This is a genomic window from uncultured Streptococcus sp., assembly GCF_901875575.1.
Classification (GTDB): Bacteria; Bacillota; Bacilli; order Lactobacillales; family Streptococcaceae; genus Streptococcus.
In genome coordinates, this window is sequence record NZ_CABFMF010000010.1 from 19,691 (window position 1) to 42,411 (window position 22,721).

Consider the following 22,721-nt stretch of genomic DNA (forward strand, 5'->3'; position numbering starts at 1 on the left):
ATGAAAAAAATGATGACATACTTGAAAACAGCGAAGGCAAAAGCCTTTACTCTTGTGGAAATGTTGGTAGTCCTTCTGATTATCAGTGTTCTCCTCTTACTCTTTGTACCAAATTTGACCAAGCAAAAAGAAGCGGTTAACGATAAAGGAAAAGCTGCTGTTGTTAAGGTAGTGGAAAGCCAATCAGAACTTTATAGCTTGGATAAAAATGAAGAGGCCAGTCTAAGTAAATTAAAAGCAGATGGTAGAATCACTGAGGAACAGGCTAAGGCTTATAAAGAATATCATGCAAAACAAAATAAGACTCAAACGGTCGCAGATTAAGGCCTTTACCATGCTGGAAAGTCTCTTGGTTTTGGGGCTTGTGAGCATCCTTGCCTTGGGCTTATCCGGCTCTGTCCAGTCCACTTTTGCAGCAGTAGAGGAGCAGATTTTCTTTATGGAGTTTGAAGAACTCTATCGGGAAACTCAAAAACGCAGTGTAGCCAGTCAGCAAAAGACTAGTCTAAACTTAGATGGGCAGACGATCAGCAATGGCAGTCAAAAGTTGACAGTCCCCAAAGGGATTCAGGCACCATCAGGACAAAGTATCATATTTGACCGAGCTGGGGGCAATTCGTCCCTGGCTAAGGTTGAATTTCAGACCAGTAAAGGAGCGATTCGCTATCAATTATATCTAGGAAATGGAAAAATTAAACGCATTAAGGAAACAAAAAATTAGGGCAGTGATTTTACTGGAAGCAGTAGTCGCTCTAGCTATCTTTGCCAGCATCGCGACCCTCCTTTTGGGGCAAATTCAAAAAAATAGGCAAGAAGAAGCAAAAATCTTGCAAAAGGAAGAAGTCTTGAGGGTGGCTAAGATGGCCTTGCAGACAGGTCAAAATCAAGTAAACATCAACGGAGTTGAGATTCAGGTGTTTTCTAGTGAAAAGGGATTGGAGGTCTACCATGGTTCAGAACAGTTGTTGGCGATCAAAGAGCCATAAGGTCAAGGCTTTTACTTTGTTGGAATCTCTGATTGCTCTCATTGTCATCAGTGGAAGTTTACTCCTCTTTCAAGCCATGAGCCAGCTCCTTATTTCAGAAGTTCGCTACCAGCAGCAAAGTGAGCAAAAAGAGTGGCTCCTGTTTGTGGACCAACTGGAGGCAGAATTAGATCGTTCGCAATTCGAAAAAGTGGAGGGCAATCGCCTCTATATGAAGCAGGATGGCAAGGATATCGCTATAGGTAAGTCTAAATCGGACGATTTTCGGAAAACCGATGCCAGTGGACGAGGCTATCAGCCTATGGTTTATGGCCTCAAATCTGCGCAGATTACAGAGGACAATCAACTGGTGCGATTTCGTTTCCAGTTCCAAAAAGGCTTAGAAAGGGAGTTCATCTATCGTGTGGAAAAAGAAAAAAGTTAAGGCAGGTGTTCTCCTCTATGCGGTAACCATAGCAGCTATCTTTAGTCTTTTGTTACAATTTTACTTGAACCGACAAGTCGCCCACTATCAAGACTATGCTTTAAATAAAGAAAAGTTGGTTGCTTTTGCTATGGCCAAGCGAACCAAAGATAAGGTTGAGAAAGAAAGTGGGGAACAGGCCTTTAATCTGGGTCAGGTGAGTTATCAAAACAAGAAAGCAAACTTGACGACAGTGGTTCGTACGCCTAAGAGCCAATATGAGTTCCTATTTCCTTCAGTCAAAATCAAAGAAGAGAAAACGGATAAAAAGGAAAGAGTAGTGACTGATTCAAATGATCAAGCAGAGAAGAAAAAATCTGAAGAGAAGGTTGAAAAGAAAGAGAATTCCTAGCTAATCAAGCTACTTTGTGCTAAACTAAAAGCAGGAAACATGATTTTAACCACAAAGCAGAAACTTTTGATTCACCTAAAAATATCTTTCTTGCAAATTTGGTTTGTCAAGCTGTCGAGAAACAGCTGGATCTTCTATCAGACAAAGAAATTTTGGATTTCGGTGGTGGCACGGGTCTATTAGCCTTGCCTCTGGCTAAACAAGCCAAGTCTGTAACATTGGTGGATATTTCGGAGAAAATGCTGGAGCAAGCTCGTTTGAAAGCGGAGCGACAAGAAATCAAGAATATCCAGCTTTTGGAGCAGGATTTACTGGCAAATCCCTTGGATCAAGAGTTTGATCTCATTGTTGTTTGTCGGGTTCTTCATCATATGTCTGATTTGGATACAGCCCTCTCACTGTTTCATCAACATTTGAAGGAAGATGGGCGACTCCTCATTGCTGATTTTACCAAGGCGGAAGCCAACCATCACGGCTTTGAATTGCCTGAATTGGGAAAAAAGCTAATTGAGCATGGTTTTTCATCTGTGTATAGTCAGATCCTCTATAGCGCTGAAGACCTGTTTCAAGGAAATTACTCAGAACTCTTTTTTACAGTAGCCCAAAAATCACTCGCCTAGTCAGGGAGTGATTTTTCTATAAGGATGGAAAAAAGGAGGGAAATTTGATAAGATAGGAATATGGATTTTGAAAAAATTGAACAAGCTTATACGTATTTACTAGAGAATGTCCAAGTCATCCAAAGCGATTTGGCAACCAATTTTTATGACGCCTTGGTGGAGCAAAATAGTATCTATCTGGATGGTGAGACTGAGCTAGAACAGGTCAAAGACAACAATCAAGCCCTTAAGCGCTTAGCACTTCGCAAAGAAGAATGGCTCAAGACCTACCAGTTTCTCTTGATGAAGGGTGGGCAAACAGAACCCTTGCAGGCCAATCACCAGTTTACACCAGATGCTATTGCTTTACTTTTGGTGTTTATTGTGGAAGAGTTGTTTAAAGAGGGGGAAATCACTATCCTCGAAATGGGTTCTGGCATGGGAATTCTGGGAGCTACTTTCTTGACCTCGCTTGCTAAAAAAGTGGATTACTTGGGAATGGAAGTAGATGATTTGCTGATTGATGTGGCAGCTAGTATGGCAGATGTAATTGGTTTGCAGGCAGGCTTTGTTCAAGGAGATGCCGTTCGTCCACAAATGCTCAAAGAAAGCGATGTGGTCATCAGCGACTTGCCTGTCGGCTATTATCCTGATGATGCCGTTGCGTCGCGCCATCAAGTTGCTTCTAGTCAAGAACATACTTACGCCCATCACTTGCTCATGGAACAAGGACTTAAGTATCTCAAGTCAGACGGATACGCTATTTTTCTAGCTCCGAGTGATTTGTTGACCAGTCCTCAAAGTGATTTGTTGAAAGGGTGGTTGAAAGAAGATGCAAGTCTGGTTGCTATGATTAGTTTACCTGAGAATCTTTTTGCCAATGCTAAACAATCTAAAACCATTTTTATTTTAAGAAAGAAAGTCGATACGACTATAGACCCCTTTGTTTATCCACTTACTAGCTTGCAAGATGCAAGTGTTTTAATGAAATTTAAAGAAAATTTTCAAAAATGGACTCAAGGTGCTGAAATATAGATTAGATTTTGTTATAATAGATGAAAACGCTTAAAAAGGGGTATTATATTATGACAAAAACAATTGCAATCAATGCAGGAAGTTCAAGTTTGAAATGGCAATTATACTTAATGCCAGAGGAAAAAGTGTTAGCCAAAGGTTTGATTGAACGTATCGGTTTGAAAGATTCAATTTCAACTGTAAAATTTGACGGCCGTTCTGAACAACAAATTTTGGACATTGAAAATCACACACAAGCAGTTAAAATTTTATTGGATGACTTGATTCGTTTCGATATTATCAAGGCTTATGATGAGATTACTGGTGTTGGCCACCGTGTTGTTGCAGGTGGAGAATATTTCAAAGAATCAACAGTTGTTGAGGGAGATGTTTTAGAAAAAATTGAAGAGTTGAGCTTGTTGGCTCCTCTCCACAATCCAGCCAATGCAGCAGGTGTTCGTGCCTTCAAGGAATTGTTGCCAGACATTACGAGCGTAGTTGTTTTTGATACTTCATTCCACACAACTATGCCAGAGAAAGCTTATCGCTACCCTCTACCAACAAAATATTACACAGAAAATAAGGTTCGCAAATATGGTGCCCACGGGACAAGTCACCAGTTTGTGGCAGGAGAAGCTGCAAAACTCTTGGGACGTCCATTAGAAGACTTGAAATTGATTACTTGCCACATCGGTAATGGTGCTTCTATTACAGCTGTTAAGGGTGGTCAATCTGTGGATACTTCAATGGGATTCACTCCACTTGGTGGTGTGATGATGGGAACTCGTACAGGAGATATTGACCCAGCTATCATCCCTTACCTAATGCAATATACAGAGGACTTTAATACGCCGGAGGCTATTAGCCATATTCTCAATCGTGAGTCAGGACTCATGGGAGTTTCAGGCAAGTCTAGTGATATGCGTGATGTGATTGCTGCTAAAAAAGAAGGAGATCATGATGCTACCTTAGCATATGAAATCTATATTGATCGTATTCAAAAACATATTGGGCAGTACCTTGCAGTCCTAAACGGTGCAGATGCTATTATCTTTACAGCGGGTGTAGGAGAAAATGCAACCGATGTACGTGAAGATGTTATTTCAGGTATCTCTTGGTTTGGCTGTGATGTTGATCCTGAAAAGAATGTTTTTGGATCAACAGGAGACATCTCAACAGAAGAAGCAAAAATCCGTGTTTTGGTTATTCCAACCGATGAAGAATTAGTTATCGCTCGTGATGTTGAACGTTTAAGAAAATAGATTTAATTTAAATCTTTGAGTAAAAAATACAAGAAATGAAGGTTGGGGAATTCAATTTCCCACCTTTTTTATTAAGGAAATCTCCAAAACCTTGCTATTATTGGCTTTTTTAAAAAATATGGTATAATAGTAGTAGTTTAATAGATGGAGTTGAGTTTTGAAGAAAAACTTTCGTGTAAAAAGAGAGAAAGATTTTAAGGCGATTTTCAAAGAGGGTACCAGTTTTGCAAATAGAAAGTTTGTCATCTACCGATTGGAAAATAAGCAAAAACACTTTCGAGTAGGCTTGTCTGTCAGCAAAAGATTGGGGAATGCAGTCACTAGAAATCAAATCAAGCGACGGATACGCCACATTCTACAGAATGCAAAGGGGAAGATTTCAGAAGATGTTGACTTTGTAGTCATTGCTCGAAATGGAGTTGAAGCCTTGGGATACGCAGAGATGGAGAAAAATCTACTCCACGTATTAAAGTTATCAAAGATTTATCAGGAAGGAAATGGGAGTGAAAAAGAAACTACAGTTGACTAGTTTGCTATGTTTGTCACTATTTTTCATGACAGCTTGTGCTACAAGTGGAACAACTAGTGATATTACAGCAGATTCGGCTGATTTTTGGAGTAAATTTGTTTACTTCTTTGCGGAAGTCATTCGCTTTTTATCTTTTGATATTAGCATTGGAATAGGTATTATACTCTTCACAATTTTGATCAGGTCCGTACTTTTACCAGTATTTCAGGTGCAAATGGTCGCATCAAGAAAAATGCAGGAAGTTCAGCCACGGATTAAGGCTTTACGCGAGCAGTATCCAGGTAGTGATATGGAGAGTAGAACTAAGTTGGATCAAGAGATTCGTAAGGTCTATAAGGAAATGGGTATAAGACATTCGGATTCACTCTGGCCGATTTTGATTCAGATGCCGGTTATCTTAGCTTTGTTTCAAGCTCTCTCCAGAGTTGACTTTTTAAAGACAGGTCATTTTTTATGGATTAACCTTGGAGGAGTAGATACAACACTTGTGCTCCCAATTTTAGCAGCCGTATTTACCTTTTTAAGTACATGGTTGTCTAATAAAGCCTTGTCTGAAAGAAATGGAGCAACAACTGCCATGATGTATGGAATCCCAATCATGATTTTTGTTTTTGCAGTTTACGCACCGGGTGGGGTGGCTTTATATTGGACTGTATCTAATGCTTATCAGGTCTTGCAAACTTACTTCTTGAATAATCCATTCAAGATCATAGCAGAGCGGGAGGCAGTAGTACAAGCCAAAAAAGATTTGGAAAATAGAAAAAGAAAAGCTAAGAAAAAGGCTCAGAAAACGAAATAAGGAGGAATCTTGTAATGGTAGTATTTACAGGTTCAACTGTTGAAGAAGCAATCCAGAAAGGATTGAAAAAATTGGATATTCCAAGAATGAAGGCTCATATTAAAGTCGTTTCTAGAGAGAAAAAGGGGTTTCTTGGATTGTTTGGGAAAAAACCAGCTCAGGTTGATATTGAAGCGATTAGTGAAACAACAGTTATTAAAGCAAATCAACAAGCAGTTAAAGGTGTTCCAAAGGAAATCAATGAAAAAAATGAACCAGTTAAAACTGTTAGTGAAGCAACGGTTGATCTTGGTCATGTAGTTGCAGCAATCAAGAAAATAGAAGAAGAAGGCCAAGGGGTTTCTGATGAAGTCAAGGCTGAAATCCTCAAAAATGAAAAACAGGCGAACACTATTTTAGAAGAAACAGGTCATATTGAAATCTTAAATGAAATGCAAATTAAAGAAGCTGCGATGCATGAACAAGTAGAAGAACCTTCAGGTGTCGAGGAGCTAGAAGAAGATGAGCATCAAGAATTAGGAGACTTAGGCTTAACAGTTGAACCTAGCTATGATATTGAGCAAGTAGCAACGGAAGTAACGACTTATGTTCAAACGATTATTGATGATATGGATGTTGAGGCGACGATTTCAAATGATTATAACCGTCGTAGTATCAATCTACAAATTGATACCAATGAGCCAGGTCGTATTATCGGTTACCATGGCAAAGTCTTGAAGGCCTTGCAACTATTGGCTCAAAATTATCTTTATAACCGCTACTCAAGAACCTTCTACATTACAATCAATGTCAATGATTATGTTGAACACCGTGCAGAAGTCTTGCAGACCTATGCTCAAAAATTAGCGATTCGTGTTTTAGAAGAAGGTCGCAGCCATCAAACGGATCCAATGTCAAATAGCGAACGCAAGATTATCCATCGTATTATTTCACGTATGGATGGTGTGACTAGTTACTCTGAAGGTGACGAGCCAAATCGCTATGTCGTTGTAGATACAGAATAAGTAAAATCAGGTTTATCCTGATTTTTTGCTAGCTAGAGGAGATTAAACGGATGTTAAATGAAATAAGAAATTATCTAGAATTTGCTGGTTTGCAGTACCGTAATCCTGATAAAGCAGGAGAAGAGCGAGAAAAAATGCTGGCATTCCGCCACAAAGGTCAAGAGGCACGAAAGGCTTTTACAGAATTGGCTAAAGCCTTTCAAGCAAGCCATCCAGAATGGCAACTCCAACAAACTAGTCAGTGGATGAATCAAGCGCAGCGTTTGCGACCACATTTTTGGGTTTATCTACAGAGAGACGGACACGTGACAGAACCTATGATGGCCTTACGCTTATATGGAAGTCCTTCTGATTTTGGAGTCTCATTAGAAGTTAGTTTTATCGAGCGTAAGAAGGATGAACAAACCCTAGGCAAGCAGGCTAAAGTTTTAGAAATTCCAACCGTTAAAGGGATTTATTATCTAGCCTACTCTGATGGTCAAAGTCAAAGATGGGAGGCGAACGAAGAAAATCGCCAAATTTTAAGAAATAAAATATCCAATCAGGAAGTCCGAAAAGTTTTAGTGAAGGCAGATGTTTCTTTTATAGAAAATCAATCATTAGAAGTGATTTTAAAAAAATTAGAAGATGCTTATGAACGCTTGCTTCCCTATTATCAGGCGACTAGAGAATAGTAAATAGAAAATAGAAAATAGAAAATAGAATACTTATCTAGCGTCGAATTGTTTAATTGCTATTCTATGTATTTTTTCATATAATAGTAAAATAGAATGTGTGATTCAATAATCACCTCAAATAGAAAGGAAATTCTATGTCAAATCTATCTGTTAATGCAATTCGTTTTCTAGGTATTGACGCCATCAATAAAGCCAACTCAGGTCACCCAGGTGTGGTTATGGGAGCGGCTCCGATGGCTTACAGCCTCTTTACAAAACAACTTCGTATCAATCCAGCTCAACCAAACTGGATTAACCGTGACCGTTTTATTCTTTCAGCAGGCCACGGTTCAATGCTCCTTTATGCCCTTCTTCATCTTTCTGGTTTTGAAGATGTCAGCATGGATGAGATCAAGAGCTTCCGTCAATGGGGTTCAAAAACACCTGGTCACCCAGAATTTGGCCATACAGCAGGGATTGATGCTACAACAGGTCCTTTAGGTCAAGGGATTTCAACTGCCACTGGTTTTGCCCAGGCAGAACGTTTCTTGGCAGCCAAATATAACCGTGAAGGCTACAATATCTTTGACCACTATACTTATGTTATCTGTGGAGATGGAGACTTGATGGAAGGTGTCTCAAGTGAGGCAGCTTCATACGCAGGCTTGCAAAAACTAGACAAGTTAGTTGTCCTCTATGATTCAAACGATATCAACTTGGATGGTGAAACCAAGGATTCCTTTACAGAAAGCGTTCGTGACCGCTACAATGCCTATGGTTGGCATACTGCCTTGGTTGAAGATGGAACAGATTTAGAAGCAATCCATGCTGCTATCGAAACAGCAAAAGCTTCAGGCAAACCATCTTTGATTGAAGTGAAGACTGTCATTGGATATGGTTCTCCAAACAAACAAGGAACTAATGCTGTACACGGTGCCCCTCTTGGAGCAGATGAAACTGCAGCAACTCGTCAAGCCCTTGGTTGGGACTATGAACCATTTGAAATCCCAGAACAAGTATATGCTGATTTCAAAGAACATGTTGCAGACCGTGGCGTATCAGCTTATCAAGCTTGGACAAAATTGGTTGCTGATTATGAAGAAGCTCACCCAGAACTAGCTGCAGAAGTAGAGGCCATCATCGATGGACGTGATCCGGTTGAGGTAACTCCAGCAGACTTCCCAGCTTTAGAAAATGGCTTCTCTCAAGCAACTCGTAATTCAAGCCAAGATGCCTTGAATGTTGTGGCGGCTAAGTTGCCAACTTTCTTGGGTGGATCAGCTGACCTTGCTCACTCAAACATGACCTACATCAAAACGGATGGACTTCAAGACGATGCCAATCGCTTGAACCGTAACATTCAGTTTGGTGTTCGTGAATTTGCAATGGGAACGATTTTGAACGGGATGGCCCTTCACGGTGGACTTCGTGTTTATGGTGGTACCTTCTTTGTCTTCTCTGACTATGTGAAAGCTGCCGTGCGCTTGTCAGCTTTGCAAGGTCTTCCTGTGACTTATGTCTTTACCCACGATTCTATTGCGGTTGGGGAAGATGGTCCAACTCACGAACCAGTTGAGCACTTAGCAGGTCTTCGTGCTATGCCAAATCTAAATGTTTTCCGCCCAGCAGATGCGCGTGAAACGCAAGCAGCTTGGTACCTTGCAGTGACAAGTGAGAAAACACCAACTGCCCTTGTCTTGACACGTCAAAACTTGACTGTTGAAGAGGGAACAGACTTCGACAAGGTTGCAAAAGGTGCCTATGTTGTCTATGAAAATGCAGCCGACTTTGATACCATCTTGATTGCGACAGGTTCAGAGGTCAATCTTGCTGTCTCAGCTGCCAAAGAATTGGCTAGTCAAGGTGTAAAAGTCCGCGTAGTCAGCATGCCATCTACAGATGTCTTTGATAAACAAGATGCAGCTTACAAGGAAGAAATCCTTCCAAATGCAGTCCGCCGTCGTGTTGCGGTCGAAATGGGGGCAACTCAAAACTGGTACAAATATGTGGGACTAGATGGTGCAGTCCTCGGTATTGATACCTTTGGAGCGTCTGCCCCAGCACCAAAAGTTTTGGCAGAGTATGGTTTCACAGTTGAAAATCTTGTAAAAGTCGTTCAAAACTTGAAATAGTCGTAAAAAGTCAGAGTGAGAGCTCTGATTTTTTTCTTGCCCTGAAAGCAAGGTACAATCTTGTAAAAGTAGCTGAAATTTGATATAGTAGACCTATGTAAAAGATAAAGGAGATCAATAATGACATTTTTAATCGTGTTCGTTGCCATGCTAGGCTTGATGTTTTTGATGCAACGTTCTCAAAAAAAACAAGCACAAAAGCGTATGGATAGCTTGAATAAACTACAAAAAGGCTATGAAGTTATTACTATTGGTGGTTTGTATGGTACAGTTGATGAAGTGAATACAGACAAAAGAACAGTTGTTTTAGATATTGATGGTGTTTACTTAACTTTCGAATTGACTGCAATCAAAACAGTTTTGCCACTAAAAGAAACAGCTTCGCTAGAAAGTGCAATTGAAAAATAAGACGGGACACATTAACTCCCGTTTTTCTATGAAAATGGAGGAAATGGGATGAAAAAATTAGTTTTTGTCTGTCTTGGGAATATTTGCCGCAGTCCCATGGCTGAATTTGTCATGAAATCTATGACTAATAAATATGAAATAGAGAGCCGCGCGACCTCATCGTGGGAACATGGGAATCCAATTCATAAGGGAACGCAAGGAATTTTTCATGAATATCAAATTCCTTATGACAAACATAAAACATCACTTCAAATAACCAGAGAAGATTTTGAGTCGTTTGATTATATTATCGGTATGGATGCTTCAAATGTATCAAATTTGCGTCAAATGTGTCCATTAGATTTTCAAGACAAGATTTACTCATTTGCACCTGAGAGTGTTCCTGATCCTTGGTACACAGGTGATTTTGAAGAAACCTATCTGCGTGTTCAACAAGGTTGTCAAACCTGGCTAAATTATCTGGAAAAGGAGGAAGAACATGGAAAAGATTAGAGAGTTTTATGAGGAATATCGTGTCTATCTGACTCGGTCGCGTGTTGAAATAGCAGCCCTGTCTATGATTATTTTATGTGCTATTTTAGTCTTTCTTCTAAATATTCCAGGAAAAGGTGTTTTAAATCTTGATGATGGGAAAATCATCTATAATGGAAGTTTAGTTCGTGGGAAAATGAATGGACAGGGAAGCATTACCTTTGAAAATGGAGATCAGTACACAGGTGACTTTAGTAATGGTGCTTTTAATGGCAAAGGAACCTTCCAATCAAAAGCTGGTTGGAAATATGAAGGTGATTTTGTAAGTGGTCAAGCTGAAGGTTATGGAAAACTAACAACGGAACAAGAAGTCGTTTATGAAGGGACTTTTAAACAAGGTGTTTTTCAACAAAAATAATACCTCCTTATCGAAGGAGGTATTATTAGAATCTCGAAGTAAGCGCTTACCTGCAAATCCCTTTCTTTCCAAGGCACTCTTCCAATTTAGTTTGTGAAATAAAAAAATATTTGAAATGAATTTCACAAACTTCAAATATAAAAGCTTATTTTGTAATGAAAGTAAAGAATATTTCACAAGGTGCTAAAAATTCTTTGTGAAATGTTTGTGAAACTATTTACAAAATTAAAATAATGCGATATAATAAACTTGTGAAAAAATTAACAAAGGATATCAATCCTTGAAAGCTATGGAGGAAAATATGGCTGATAAAAAAACTGTGACACCAGAGGAAAAGAAACTCGCTGCTGAAAAGCATGTTGATGGCTTGGTGCAAAAAGCTTTAGTTGCTCTTGAGGAAATGCGTAAACTCGACCAAGAACAGGTCGACTACATCGTAGCTAAAGCTTCAGTGGCAGCTTTGGATGCCCACGGAGAATTGGCTCTACATGCCTATGAAGAAACAGGACGTGGTGTATTTGAAGACAAAGCAACTAAGAACTTGTTTGCTTGTGAACACGTAGTAAACAACATGCGTCACACTAAAACAGTTGGCGTTATCGAAGAAGACGATGTAACAGGTTTGACTCTTATCGCTGAACCAGTTGGTGTTGTTTGTGGTATCACTCCAACAACAAACCCAACATCAACAGCAATCTTCAAATCATTGATTTCATTGAAGACACGTAATCCAATCGTCTTTGCCTTCCACCCATCAGCTCAAGAATCATCAGCTCATGCAGCACGTATCGTCCGCGATGCAGCTATCGCAGCTGGTGCTCCTGAAAACTGTGTGCAATGGATTACTGAACCATCTATGGAAGCAACTAGTGCTCTTATGAACCACGAAGGTATTGCAACAATCCTTGCAACAGGTGGTAATGCTATGGTTAAAGCCGCATACTCATGTGGTAAACCAGCTCTTGGGGTAGGTGCCGGAAACGTTCCAGCTTATGTTGAAAAATCAGCTAACATCCGCCAAGCTGCACACGATATCGTCATGTCTAAATCATTTGATAACGGTATGGTCTGTGCATCTGAACAAGCGGTTATCATTGATAAAGAAATTTACGATGAATTTGTAGCAGAGTTCAAGTCTTACCACACTTACTTTGTAAACAAGAAAGAAAAAGCTCTTCTTGAAGAATTCTGCTTTGGCGTGAAAGCAAACAGCAAAAACTGTGCTGGTGCAAAATTGAACGCTGATATCGTTGGTAAACCTGCAACATGGATTGCAGAACAAGCAGGATTTACTGTTCCAGAAGGAACAAACATTCTTGCTGCAGAATGTAAAGAAGTCGGTGAAAATGAGCCATTGACTCGTGAAAAATTGTCACCAGTTATCGCAGTTTTGAAATCTGAAAGCCGTGAAGATGGTATTGCCAAAGCTCGTCAAATGGTTGAATTTAACGGACTTGGACACTCAGCAGCTATCCACACAGCTGACGAAGAATTGACTAAAGAATTTGGGAAAGCTGTTAAAGCGATTCGTGTTATCTGTAACTCACCTTCTACTTTCGGTGGTATCGGGGATGTTTACAATGCCTTCTTGCCATCATTGACACTTGGATGTGGTTCTTACGGACGCAACTCAGTTGGGGATAACGTTAGTGCCATTAACCTCTTGAATATCAAAAAAGTCGGAAGACGGAGAAATAACATGCAATGGATGAAACTTCCTTCAAAAACATACTTTGAACGTGATTCAATTCAATACCTTCAAAAATGTCGTGACGTTGAACGTGTCATGATCGTTACTGACCATGCCATGGTAGAGCTTGGTTTCCTTGATCGTATCATCGAACAACTTGACCTTCGTCGCAATAAGGTTGTTTACCAAATCTTTGCTGATGTAGAACCAGATCCAGATATCACAACTGTAAACCGTGGTACTGAGATTATGCGTGCCTTCAAACCAGATACAATCATCGCTCTTGGTGGTGGATCTCCAATGGATGCTGCTAAAGTAATGTGGCTCTTCTACGAACAACCAGAAGTGGACTTCCGTGACCTTGTACAAAAATTCATGGACATCCGTAAACGTGCTTTCAAGTTCCCATTGCTTGGTAAGAAGACGAAATTCATCGCGATTCCAACTACATCTGGTACAGGATCTGAAGTAACACCATTTGCCGTTATCTCTGATAAAGCAAACAATCGTAAATACCCAATCGCTGACTACTCATTGACACCAACTGTGGCAATCGTAGACCCTGCTTTGGTATTGACAGTTCCTGGATTTGTTGCTGCTGATACTGGTATGGACGTATTAACCCACGCGACTGAAGCCTACGTATCACAAATGGCTAGCGACTACACTGACGGTCTTGCACTTCAAGCCATCAAGCTTGTATTTGAAAACCTTGAAAGCTCAGTTAAGAATGCAGATTTCCACTCACGTGAGAAAATGCATAACGCTTCAACAATCGCTGGTATGGCCTTTGCCAATGCCTTCCTAGGTATTTCTCACTCAATGGCCCATAAGATTGGTGCGCAATTCCACACAATCCATGGTCGTACAAATGCTATCTTGCTTCCATATGTCATCCGCTACAACGGTACACGTCCAGCTAAAACAGCAACATGGCCTAAGTACAACTACTACCGTGCAGATGAAAAATACCAAGATATCGCACGCATGCTTGGACTTCCAGCTTCTACTCCAGAAGAAGGAGTTGAATCTTACGCAAAAGCTGTTTACGAACTTGGTGAGCGCGTAGGTATTCAAATGAACTTCAAAGCACAAGGAATCGATGAAAAAGAATGGAAAGAGCATTCTCGTGAATTGGCCTTCCTTGCTTATGAAGACCAATGTTCACCAGCGAACCCACGTCTTCCAATGGTTGACCATATGCAAGAAATCATCGAAGATGCTTACTATGGTTACAAAGAAAGACCAGGACGCCGTAAATAATTGTTATCAGCCTAGAGGCAGGAATTTCCTGTCTCTTTTTTGTAATTCTATTTGAAAAATGGTATAATCATCGCATATATTTATTTGAAAATCAAATCTTTTATAATCATGCGAGGGAGAAATGTAAGAGATGAATGAATTAGGAGAGAAGGTACGAATCCTTAGAGAGGAGAAAGGTCTTAGTCGTCCAGTTTTTTGCGGGGATGAGTCTGAATTATCAGTGCGTCAGTTAGTGAGAATCGAAAAAGGAGAATTTCGTCCGACGATAAAAACCCTAGAATATATTGCAGATAGATTAGAAATTCCGTCCTACGTCTTGATGCCAGATTATAAGGAATTACCCAAGCGTTACCAAGAATTAAAATACTTTCTTTTACATCATCCTGACTATGGGGACAAGGAGTTGCAGGAACAAAAGGAAGAATATTTCGATGAGATTTTTGAGAATTTTTATGATGATTTGCCACGTGATGAGAAGATGATAGTGGATTGTCTTCAAGCAATAGATGCAGTGAGAGCGACGGATAATGAACAGTATGGACTTGCGCTAGTAGATGAGTATTTGAACGAACTTTGTAATCAAAGTGAGTTTTCATTTTCAGACCTTTTGAAAATTCGATTGTATTTTTTGTGTAGTTATTTAGAAAATATAAAAAAAGGACAGTTATCTATTAGCGAACAGCAGAAACTTCAATTAATGTTTCAAAAAGTTTGTGATAAAGTAGAGAAAAGTAATACCGAAGATTTATTTCTAGTTCGAGATGTATTATTTGCAGGATTAGGTAGTTGTGAACTGCTTAACAACTTAGAGTTATTTAAGTTAGCTGTGGAAAAATTGAATTGGATTTCTGAAAAAACACGAGATTTCCAAAAGCAACCGATTGTCTTGATGGTAGAATGGAAATATTATATTCAGACTGATTATGAAACAGCAAAACAAAAGTATGAAGAAGCAAAAATGATGGCGAGAATGTTTGGCAATGAGCAGTTAATCGTTAGTTTAGATAATGAATGGAGCGAAGACTTAGAAAGGTATTGTTAAATGCTTTATAGGAGTGACATTTCTGTCATTGAGGGAATGTCGCTTTTTTGTTACAATAAATTTTACTTGATATACATTAAAAAGTAAACTAGGAAATAGAGAGAAAATTCTAAGTACTAGGCCCATAGGGTAAATCAGTACTGAAGTAGCTTGAAGGACTTTCTATAAGTACGATGTATGACGATAACAGTTTTAAACAAGGGGGAAAGAATGTCCATTTTATCCATTAAAAATATTTCAAAGTTTTACGCCTTGGACGGTAAACATCAAGAGCAGGCTTTAAAGAATATAAATCTGCAGATTGCAAAAGGTAAAATTACAGCGATTTACGGTCCATCAGGCTGTGGTAAAACCAGTCTACTCAATATCATCAGCGGTCTAGATAGACAATATGAAGGAGTTTTAGAATTTAAAGGGGAATCCCTCCGTGACTTATCAGAGATTGAACTAACTCAATTTCGTAAAGATAAGATTGGATTTGTGTTTCAAAACTTTAACCTCATTCCTCATCAGTCTGTCTTGGACAATGTCAAGCTACCTCTCTATGTCAAAGACTTATCTGACAGGGAGATGACAATGATTGCAAAGGAGCAATTAAGTAACTTGGGCATGGAGCCTTTTATGGCTAAAAATGTTAAACAGCTTTCTGGCGGGCAAAAGCAACGCGTAGCAATAGCGCGTGCCTTGGTAAATCAACCAGATATGATTGTAGCCGATGAGCCAACGGGTTCGCTGGATTCTCAATCCCAAGAAATGGTATTAGAAGTGTTCAAAAATTTAGCCCAAACAGGGAAAACAGTGTTGATTGTAACCCATAATCCAGAGGTTGCCGAATATGCAGATGTGATTATCAAAATGAAGGATGGTGAAGTCGTTGAAGAAGTCAAAAAATAAAGGATTGTCATTGAAAAATAAATTCAAACTTTCTTTAAATAACTTTATGGAAAGAAAGTGGCGTAACCTATTGATTGCACTAGCAACCTCAATCGGTTTTGTAGGAGTCTTGATTTCTTTTGGCTTGGGGAATGCCTTGATTTCGATGATTAATGAAAATACGAATGGAGGTCAAATCCCTTCTCAAGTTCAGATTGCTTTAGACACAAAAAATGTTGGACGAGGCTTTTTGAACCAAGATGATAAGAACTATATCACGGATACAGTTGGAAAAGAAGCTATTAAATATTTGGAGAGTCCTTTTGGGATGACTATGGCAAATATTACTATAGATGGGCAAGAAATGGATCTGAGTCAAACGATGCCTTCTTATGCTCAAGTAGTGAGTCTCTATGAGGATACAAGTATCTCTGTTAGTAGTAATGAGGCTGACAAAGTATTAGCCGGTTCCCCATATACTGATGCAAATGAACAGGGTTTGACAATTCCAAGCAGTTTACTGAAAAATTGGAATGAACAGACAGGAAAAAATCTAACAGCTAGTGATGTTATTGGTAAATCAGTCTCAGCCAGCATTGTAGAAAATACTGCCGAAGCTAGTAAGATTGCTCAATTTCAAACAAAGATTGTACGTGTAATCAATGATGAAGATGACATGGAGGACAGCAACAGTTTCATGCCGTCTCATCAAATGGAAACGATTTTGAAAGAGGCTGGATTTACAAAAGCTGTATCTTATTTTATCTTGGAACTCAAAGATCCATCACAAACAAAAGCGATAACAGAAGAATTACAGAAAAATAAGAAGTATACTGTTCTTTCTCAACAGAAGGTTCTTGATATTGTGATTACTTTTATTCGTGTCATTCAGGGATTGTTGATTGTACTTTCATCACAAGCTATTGTGGTAGCAGCGGTCATGATTGGTATCATCATTTACATCAATATCATGCAACGTTCTAAGGAAATAGGTGTCATGAAGGCAGTTGGTTATCAAAATCGCGATGTCAAAGGAATTTTTATTTACGAGGCTATTTGGATTGTAGGCATTGCCTTGCTGCTGGCATTTTTGGTTGCACAAGGGGTGGGAAGTTTGGCGAATGCGATTGTAAGTCACTTTTACCCATCCATCACGAAGGTTTTTGAATTAAATTTGTTATCTGTTTTAGGAACTCTAGTTTTCGCTCTATTACTTGGTTATGTCTCAGCCTACTTCCCAGCGCGTAAAATTAGTAAAATGGATCCTGTAGAATCGCTACGATATGAATAGTTAAGGACGTTACTAGATTATCGTCGCTCGAAAAGAAACTAACATAGAAAAACAATGCCCGTACTTGCAATTCAACTCAAATAGTTATATAATAGGTTTGTTGAAAGGTGATTTGTAGTGATTCAAGTTACTCTTTTCACAATAAAAATTTCATGATTTTCATAAGGAGGAAATCACTAATGGTAGTTAAAGTTGGTATTAACGGTTTCGGACGTATCGGTCGTCTTGCTTTCCGTCGTATCCAAAACGTAGAAGGTGTTGAAGTTACACGCATCAACGACCTTACAGATCCAGTTATGCTTGCACACTTGTTGAAATACGACACAACTCAAGGTCGTTTCGACGGTACTGTTGAAGTTAAAGAAGGTGGATTCGAAGTTAACGGTAAATTCGTTAAAGTTTCTGCTGAACGTGATCCAGAGCAAATTGACTGGGCTACTGACGGTGTAGAAATTGTTCTTGAAGCTACTGGTTTCTTTGCTAAGAAAGCAGCAGCTGAAAAACACCTTAAAGGTGGAGCTAAAAAAGTTGTTATCACTGCTCCTGGTGGAAACGACGTTAAAACAGTTGTATTTAACACTAACCATGACGTTCTTGACGGTACTGAAACAGTTATCTCAGGTGCTTCATGTACTACAAACTGCTTGGCTCCTATGGCTAAAGCTCTTCAAGACAACTTTGGTGTTGTTGAAGGATTGATGACTACTATCCACGCTTACACTGGTGACCAAATGATCCTTGACGGACCACACCGTGGTGGTGACCTTCGCCGTGCTCGCGCTGGTGCTGCAAACATTGTTCCTAACTCAACTGGTGCTGCTAAAGCTATCGGTCTTGTAATCCCAGAATTGAACGGTAAACTTGACGGATCTGCACAACGCGTTCCAACTCCAACAGGATCAGTTACTGAATTGGTAGCAGTTCTTGAAAAGAACGTTACTGTTGATGAAGTAAACGCAGCTATGAAAGCAGCTTCAAACGAATCATACGGATACACTGAAGACCCAATCGTATCTTCAGATATCGTAGGTATGGCTTACGGTTCATTGTTTGACGCAACTCAAACTAAAGTTCTTGACGTTGACGGTAAACAATTGGTTAAAGTTGTATCATGGTACGACAACGAAATGTCATACACTGCACAACTTGTTCGTACTCTTGAATACTTCGCAAAAATCGCTAAATAATTCTTGAGTCGATAAAAAGCAAGACCTCTTGGTCTTGCTTTTCTTATATGTAAAAATGGATGATACGACAATCATCCATTCTTTTTTAATTCTTTTTCAAAAGTATCTGAAAGGGTAGTGAAGCTTAATTTCTCTAGTGTAAGCGGATGGGTAAAGGAAAGTCGAAAGGCGTGGAGCATAAGGCGACTTGTCTTTGATTTGCTATTATAGAGAGGGTCACCCAGGATGGGGAGGCTATGATGAGAAAGGTGGACACGAATCTGATGGGTTCTGCCTGTCTTTAGTTTGCACCGAACCAAGGAAGTCTTGTTTGGGAATTGCTTTAATCTGTTTACATGCGTTTCAGCATATTGTCCATTTTTTGGATCAACCACTCGTTTTCTGCGATCGTGACGGTCACGCCCAATTTTGTCTTTGAAAACAAGTTCTTTGCTGTTGATATGTCCGTCGACCTGTGCCCAATATTCCCTAGAAATCTCTTTTTTCTCTAGTAAGCGATTGAGAATGGGGAGGATAAAAGGATTTTTGGCAAAGAGGACTAAACCACTGGTTTCCATGTCCAGACGATGAACGACATAACAGGTTTGGCCAACGTAGGCACTGACATGGTTAAGAAGGGCGATTTCATTTGGTTGGTTACCGTGGGTTTTCATACCCTCTGGTTTGTTCACAATAACCAAATGTTGATCTTGATAAACCTCTTGAACGAGATCAGGATTACCCCAAGGTATTTCTTTTTCGGGATAATCTTCCTCGTCAAAAGTCAATTGGCAAACATCTCCAGGATTTACCATCTTGTTCCAATGAGCTTCTCGCTGATTAATCAAAATATGTTTCTTGGTTCTCAAAAAATGGCGGATCTTTCTAGGAATGAGGAGTTGTTCCTCTAGGAATTGTTTGACCGTCATTTGAGGTAAAGAGGCGGGTAATGTAAATGTGAATTGCATACAGATATTGTAACAAAAAAAGCCCTATTTGGATAGGAAATAGCTAAATTCTTGTCTTCCTATGATGAAGATGATAAAATAAACGCATGAAATTAGATAAATTATTTGAGAAATTTCTTTCTCTTTTTAAAAAAGAAACAAGTGAATCAGAGGATTCTGATTCTATTAGCTTACGTCGTTCTCGCAGTGATAGAAAAAAATTAGCCCAAGTAGGTCCAATTCGAAAATTCTGGCGTCGCTATCATCTAACAAAGATTGTCCTTATACTAGGTTTGAGTGCAGGCTTGCTAGTTGGAACCTATTTGTTTGCTGTAGCTAAATCAACCAATGTCAATGATCTGCAAAATGCTTTAAAAACAAGAACTCTCATTTTTGACCGAGAAGAGAAAGAGGCGGGTGCCTTGTCAGGTCAGAAAGGAACCTATGTTGAATTGGCAGATATTAGTAAAGATTTGCAAAATGCCGTTATTGCGACAGAAGATCGTTCCTTTTATAAAAATGATGGTATCAATTATAGCCGATTCTTTTTAGCAATTGTAACTGCTGGACGTTCGGGTGGTGGTTCTACCATAACGCAACAGTTGGCAAAGAACGCTTACCTCTCTCAAGATCAGACCGTAGAGAGAAAAGCCAAAGAATTTTTTTTGGCTTTAGAATTGACCAAGAAATATAGCAAGGATCAGATTCTAACCATGTATCTAAACAATGCTTATTTTGGGAATGGTGTGTGGGGTGTAGAAGATGCTAGTAAAAAATATTTTGGAGTTTCAGCTTCACAATTAACCTTGGATGAATCGGCTACTTTAGCAGGTATGCTCAAAGGTCCAGAATTGTATAATCCCTTGAATTCTATTGACACGTCTACTAATCGTAGAGACACAGTCCTACAAAATATGGTTGTGGCAGGCTATATTGATGAAAATCAAAGGAGCCAAGCAGCTGGAATTGATATGGCATCGCAACTGCAAGATAAATATGAAGGGAAGATATCTGATTATCGTTATCCATCTTATTTTGATGCAGTGGTAAACGAAGCGGTTGCTAAATATCATCTGACAGAAGAGGAAATTGTCAATAATGGCTACCGCATTTATACAGAGTTGGACCAAAACTACCAAGCAAATATGCAGGTTGTCTATGAAAATACATTGCTATTTCCAAAGGCTAAAGATGGAACCTTTGCTCAGTCAGGAACTGTAGCTCTAGAACCTAAAACAGGTGGTGTGCGTGGAGTTGTCGGTCGAGTAGCTAGTGATGATAAAACAGGATTTCGTAATTTTAACTATGCAACTCAATCTAAACGTAGTCCTGGTTCAACCATTAAACCTTTAGTGGTCTATACACCGGCAATAGAAGCTGGATGGAATTTGAATAAGCAGTTAGATAATCATACTATGCAGTATGGTAGTTATAAGATAGATAATTATGGAGGAATTAAAACGAGCCTAGAAGTTCCAATGTATCAAGCCTTGGCGGAATCTCTCAACTTACCTGCTGTTGCTATTGTCAATGATTTAGGTGTGGATAAAGCTTTTCAAGCAGGAGAAAAATTTGGCCTCGATATGAGGGGGGTGGATCGTGTTCTTGGAGTGGCCTTGGGAAGTGGTGTTGAAACCAACCCTCTTCAAATGGCGCAAGCATATGCAGCTTTTGCTAATGAAGGGTTAATGCCTGAAGCTCATCTTATTAGTAGGATTGAAAACGCTAGTGGGCAGGTTGTGGCAAGTCATAAAAATTCACAAAAACGTGTGATTGATAGAGCTGTAGCAGATAAAATGACTAGCATGATGTTGGGGACGTTTACAAATGGAACAGGTGTTAGTTCCGCACCAGCAGGCTATGTTATGGCAGGAAAGACTGGAACGACTGAAGCTGCCTTCAATCCTGAGTATACGAGTGACCAGTGGGTGATTGGTTACACGCCAGATCTGGTGATTAGTCATTGGCTCGGTTTTCCGACAACAGATGAAAATCATTATCTGGCGAGTTCGACATCAAACGGTGCCGCCCATATCTTTAAAAATATTGCAAATACCATTTTGCCTTATACTCCAGGAAGTACTTTTACGGTAGAAAATGCTTATAAACAAAATGGGATTGCTCCAGTCAACAATGATAGGCAAGTACAAGATAATGAGAACGGACAGGCTGATAATTCTTTATCAGATATTCGAAGTCGAGCACAAAATTTAGTAAATGAAGCCAGTCGTGCGATTTCAGATGCTAAGATTAAAGAAAAAGCTCAAACTATATGGGATTCAGTTGTTAACCTATTTCGTTAAGACGCTTGTCAAAGCCTAGGTTTATTGTTATAATAGATAGGATGGAGGCGTTATGGCATTAAAAAAAGCAAGTCTAGCTTGTGAGGTTTGTGGTTCTAGAAATTATTCGATTAAGATTAGTGGTAATCCAAAGCCAACACGACTAGAAGTAAATAAATTTTGTAAACATTGTACAAAATACACTATACATAAAGAAACGAGATAGGAGAGAGCGATGCGTTTTATTGGAGATATTTTTAGACTTCTTAAAGAAACTACATGGCCAACACGCAAAGAAAGTTGGAGAGATTTCCGTTCTATTATGGAATATTCTGCTTTCTTTGTAGTAATTATTTATATTTTTGACAAATTAATTGTTTCAGGTTTGATTCGATTTATTAATATTTTTTAGAAAACTAGTAGGATTTTTATCCTAGGCTACTTTTATAGTGAAAGGAAGTAATATGGATAGTTTTGATAAAGGATGGTTTGTTCTACAAACCTATTCTGGTTATGAAAATAAAGTAAAAGAAAATCTATTACAGCGTGCCCAAACTTACAATATGCTGGACAATATTCTACGTGTTGAAATACCAACACAAACAGTACAAGTTGAAAAAAATGGAAAGAGAAAAGAAGTTGAAGAGAATCGCTTTCCTGGTTATGTGCTTGTAGAAATGGTTATGACAGATGAAGCATGGTTTGTCGTTCGTAATACTCCTAACGTCACCGGATTTGTTGGATCACACGGGAATAGATCAAAACCAACTCCTTTATTGGAGCAAGAAATTCGTGATATCTTAGTATCGATGGGACAAACGGTCCAAGAGTTTGATATTTACGTTGAAGTAGGGCAAATAGTACGCATTATAGATGGTGCTTTTGCGGATTATACTGGTAAAATTACGGAAATTGATAATAATAAAGTTAAGATGATTATTTCTATGTTTGGAAATGATACAGTTGCAGAAGTAAATTTAAATCAAATTGCAGAATTATAACCCTGAGAGAGGCAGTGCCTCTCTTTTTCATTACATTAGGGAATAAAAAAGCGACAGAAGAGAGAAAATCGGC

General features: G+C 39.1%; 26 protein-coding genes. 25 read left to right on the plus strand and 1 reads right to left on the minus strand.

The window, feature by feature from the left end:
* From comGC to gap, 21 genes are all read left to right on the plus strand, one after another.
* The gene (gene comGC / locus QZ114_RS02360; RefSeq protein ID WP_295499343.1) at positions 1-324 is read left to right on the plus strand and encodes a competence type IV pilus major pilin ComGC; all 324 of its coding nucleotides are present in this window, start codon (positions 1-3) and stop codon (positions 322-324) included.
* Entirely contained in the window at positions 287-721 is a 435-nt protein-coding gene (comGD, locus tag QZ114_RS02365; RefSeq protein WP_295499349.1) for a competence type IV pilus minor pilin ComGD, read from the plus strand. The genes comGC and comGD overlap by 38 nt, the downstream gene beginning before the upstream one ends.
* Entirely contained in the window at positions 684-986 is a 303-nt protein-coding gene (gene comGE / locus QZ114_RS02370) for a competence type IV pilus minor pilin ComGE (RefSeq protein ID WP_000413380.1), read from the plus strand. Before comGD ends, comGE begins: the two co-directional genes overlap by 38 nt.
* Positions 949-1,410, plus strand: a complete 462-nt coding sequence (comGF, locus tag QZ114_RS02375) for a competence type IV pilus minor pilin ComGF (protein WP_295499359.1) — start codon at positions 949-951, stop codon at positions 1,408-1,410. The genes comGE and comGF overlap by 38 nt, the downstream gene beginning before the upstream one ends.
* Positions 1,388-1,801 (plus strand): competence type IV pilus minor pilin ComGG, encoded by a 414-nt coding sequence (comGG, locus tag QZ114_RS02380; RefSeq protein WP_295499362.1) that lies wholly within the window; start codon positions 1,388-1,390, stop codon positions 1,799-1,801. Before comGF ends, comGG begins: the two co-directional genes overlap by 23 nt.
* Positions 1,802-1,884: 83 nt before the next feature.
* Positions 1,885-2,421, plus strand: a complete 537-nt coding sequence (locus QZ114_RS02385) for a class I SAM-dependent methyltransferase (protein WP_295499430.1) — start codon at positions 1,885-1,887, stop codon at positions 2,419-2,421.
* A gap of 60 nt (positions 2,422-2,481) precedes the next feature.
* Positions 2,482-3,435, plus strand: coding sequence for a class I SAM-dependent methyltransferase (locus QZ114_RS02390; protein WP_295499365.1), 954 nt, complete (start codon positions 2,482-2,484; stop codon positions 3,433-3,435).
* Between the two features lie 50 nt (positions 3,436-3,485).
* The gene (locus QZ114_RS02395) at positions 3,486-4,676 is read left to right on the plus strand and encodes an acetate kinase (protein ID WP_295499369.1); all 1,191 of its coding nucleotides are present in this window, start codon (positions 3,486-3,488) and stop codon (positions 4,674-4,676) included.
* A gap of 157 nt (positions 4,677-4,833) precedes the next feature.
* Positions 4,834-5,205, plus strand: a complete 372-nt coding sequence (gene rnpA, locus QZ114_RS02400; RefSeq protein ID WP_295499372.1) for a ribonuclease P protein component — start codon at positions 4,834-4,836, stop codon at positions 5,203-5,205.
* Positions 5,180-6,004, plus strand: coding sequence for a membrane protein insertase YidC (locus QZ114_RS02405; RefSeq protein WP_295499375.1), 825 nt, complete (start codon positions 5,180-5,182; stop codon positions 6,002-6,004). The genes rnpA and QZ114_RS02405 overlap by 26 nt, the downstream gene beginning before the upstream one ends.
* Positions 6,005-6,018: 14 nt before the next feature.
* Entirely contained in the window at positions 6,019-7,008 is a 990-nt protein-coding gene (jag, locus tag QZ114_RS02410) for an RNA-binding cell elongation regulator Jag/EloR (protein ID WP_295499378.1), read from the plus strand.
* A 50-nt stretch (positions 7,009-7,058) separates the two neighbouring features.
* Positions 7,059-7,682, plus strand: a complete 624-nt coding sequence (locus tag QZ114_RS02415; RefSeq protein WP_295499381.1) for an HI_0552 family protein — start codon at positions 7,059-7,061, stop codon at positions 7,680-7,682.
* Between the two features lie 137 nt (positions 7,683-7,819).
* Positions 7,820-9,796, plus strand: coding sequence for a transketolase (tkt, locus tag QZ114_RS02420; protein WP_295499384.1), 1,977 nt, complete (start codon positions 7,820-7,822; stop codon positions 9,794-9,796).
* Between the two features lie 120 nt (positions 9,797-9,916).
* Entirely contained in the window at positions 9,917-10,204 is a 288-nt protein-coding gene (yajC, locus tag QZ114_RS02425; RefSeq protein WP_295499387.1) for a preprotein translocase subunit YajC, read from the plus strand.
* Between the two features lie 48 nt (positions 10,205-10,252).
* Entirely contained in the window at positions 10,253-10,696 is a 444-nt protein-coding gene (locus QZ114_RS02430) for a low molecular weight protein-tyrosine-phosphatase (RefSeq protein ID WP_295499390.1), read from the plus strand.
* Positions 10,683-11,093 (plus strand): MORN repeat-containing protein, encoded by a 411-nt coding sequence (locus QZ114_RS02435; protein WP_295499393.1) that lies wholly within the window; start codon positions 10,683-10,685, stop codon positions 11,091-11,093. The genes QZ114_RS02430 and QZ114_RS02435 overlap by 14 nt, the downstream gene beginning before the upstream one ends.
* A 301-nt stretch (positions 11,094-11,394) precedes the next feature.
* The gene (gene adhE / locus QZ114_RS02440) at positions 11,395-14,046 is read left to right on the plus strand and encodes a bifunctional acetaldehyde-CoA/alcohol dehydrogenase (protein WP_295499396.1); all 2,652 of its coding nucleotides are present in this window, start codon (positions 11,395-11,397) and stop codon (positions 14,044-14,046) included.
* A 130-nt stretch (positions 14,047-14,176) separates the two neighbouring features.
* Positions 14,177-15,088, plus strand: coding sequence for an XRE family transcriptional regulator (locus QZ114_RS02445; protein ID WP_295499400.1), 912 nt, complete (start codon positions 14,177-14,179; stop codon positions 15,086-15,088).
* 210 nt (positions 15,089-15,298) lie between these two features.
* A complete protein-coding gene (locus QZ114_RS02450) occupies positions 15,299-15,982 on the plus strand; it encodes an ABC transporter ATP-binding protein (protein ID WP_295499403.1) in 684 nt (227 codons plus the stop codon).
* A complete protein-coding gene (locus tag QZ114_RS02455; protein WP_295499406.1) occupies positions 15,951-17,252 on the plus strand; it encodes an ABC transporter permease in 1,302 nt (433 codons plus the stop codon). The genes QZ114_RS02450 and QZ114_RS02455 overlap by 32 nt, the downstream gene beginning before the upstream one ends.
* Positions 17,253-17,431: 179 nt before the next feature.
* Positions 17,432-18,439 carry a type I glyceraldehyde-3-phosphate dehydrogenase gene (gene gap / locus QZ114_RS02460; protein WP_295499409.1) on the plus strand — a complete coding sequence of 336 codons (1,008 nt, stop codon included), beginning with the start codon at positions 17,432-17,434 and terminating at the stop codon, positions 18,437-18,439.
* Between the two features lie 71 nt (positions 18,440-18,510).
* Here gap and QZ114_RS02465 read toward each other — a convergent pair whose 3' ends face one another.
* Entirely contained in the window at positions 18,511-19,386 is an 876-nt protein-coding gene (locus tag QZ114_RS02465) for an RluA family pseudouridine synthase (RefSeq protein WP_366926339.1), read from the minus strand.
* 86 nt (positions 19,387-19,472) lie between these two features.
* Between QZ114_RS02465 and pbp2a the strand changes: the two genes are divergently transcribed.
* From pbp2a to nusG, 4 genes are read left to right on the plus strand one after another with little or no spacing between them, the layout of a single operon-like run.
* On the plus strand, positions 19,473-21,668 hold the full coding sequence (pbp2a, locus tag QZ114_RS02470; RefSeq protein WP_295499412.1) for a penicillin-binding protein PBP2A: 2,196 nt from the start codon (positions 19,473-19,475) through the stop codon (positions 21,666-21,668).
* A gap of 52 nt (positions 21,669-21,720) precedes the next feature.
* The gene (gene rpmG / locus QZ114_RS02475) at positions 21,721-21,873 is read left to right on the plus strand and encodes a 50S ribosomal protein L33 (RefSeq protein ID WP_033582349.1); all 153 of its coding nucleotides are present in this window, start codon (positions 21,721-21,723) and stop codon (positions 21,871-21,873) included.
* A gap of 9 nt (positions 21,874-21,882) precedes the next feature.
* The gene (gene secE, locus QZ114_RS02480) at positions 21,883-22,059 is read left to right on the plus strand and encodes a preprotein translocase subunit SecE (RefSeq protein WP_295499418.1); all 177 of its coding nucleotides are present in this window, start codon (positions 21,883-21,885) and stop codon (positions 22,057-22,059) included.
* 52 nt (positions 22,060-22,111) lie between these two features.
* Positions 22,112-22,648, plus strand: a complete 537-nt coding sequence (nusG, locus tag QZ114_RS02485) for a transcription termination/antitermination protein NusG (protein ID WP_295499424.1) — start codon at positions 22,112-22,114, stop codon at positions 22,646-22,648.
* Positions 22,649-22,721: the final 73 nt, after the last annotated feature.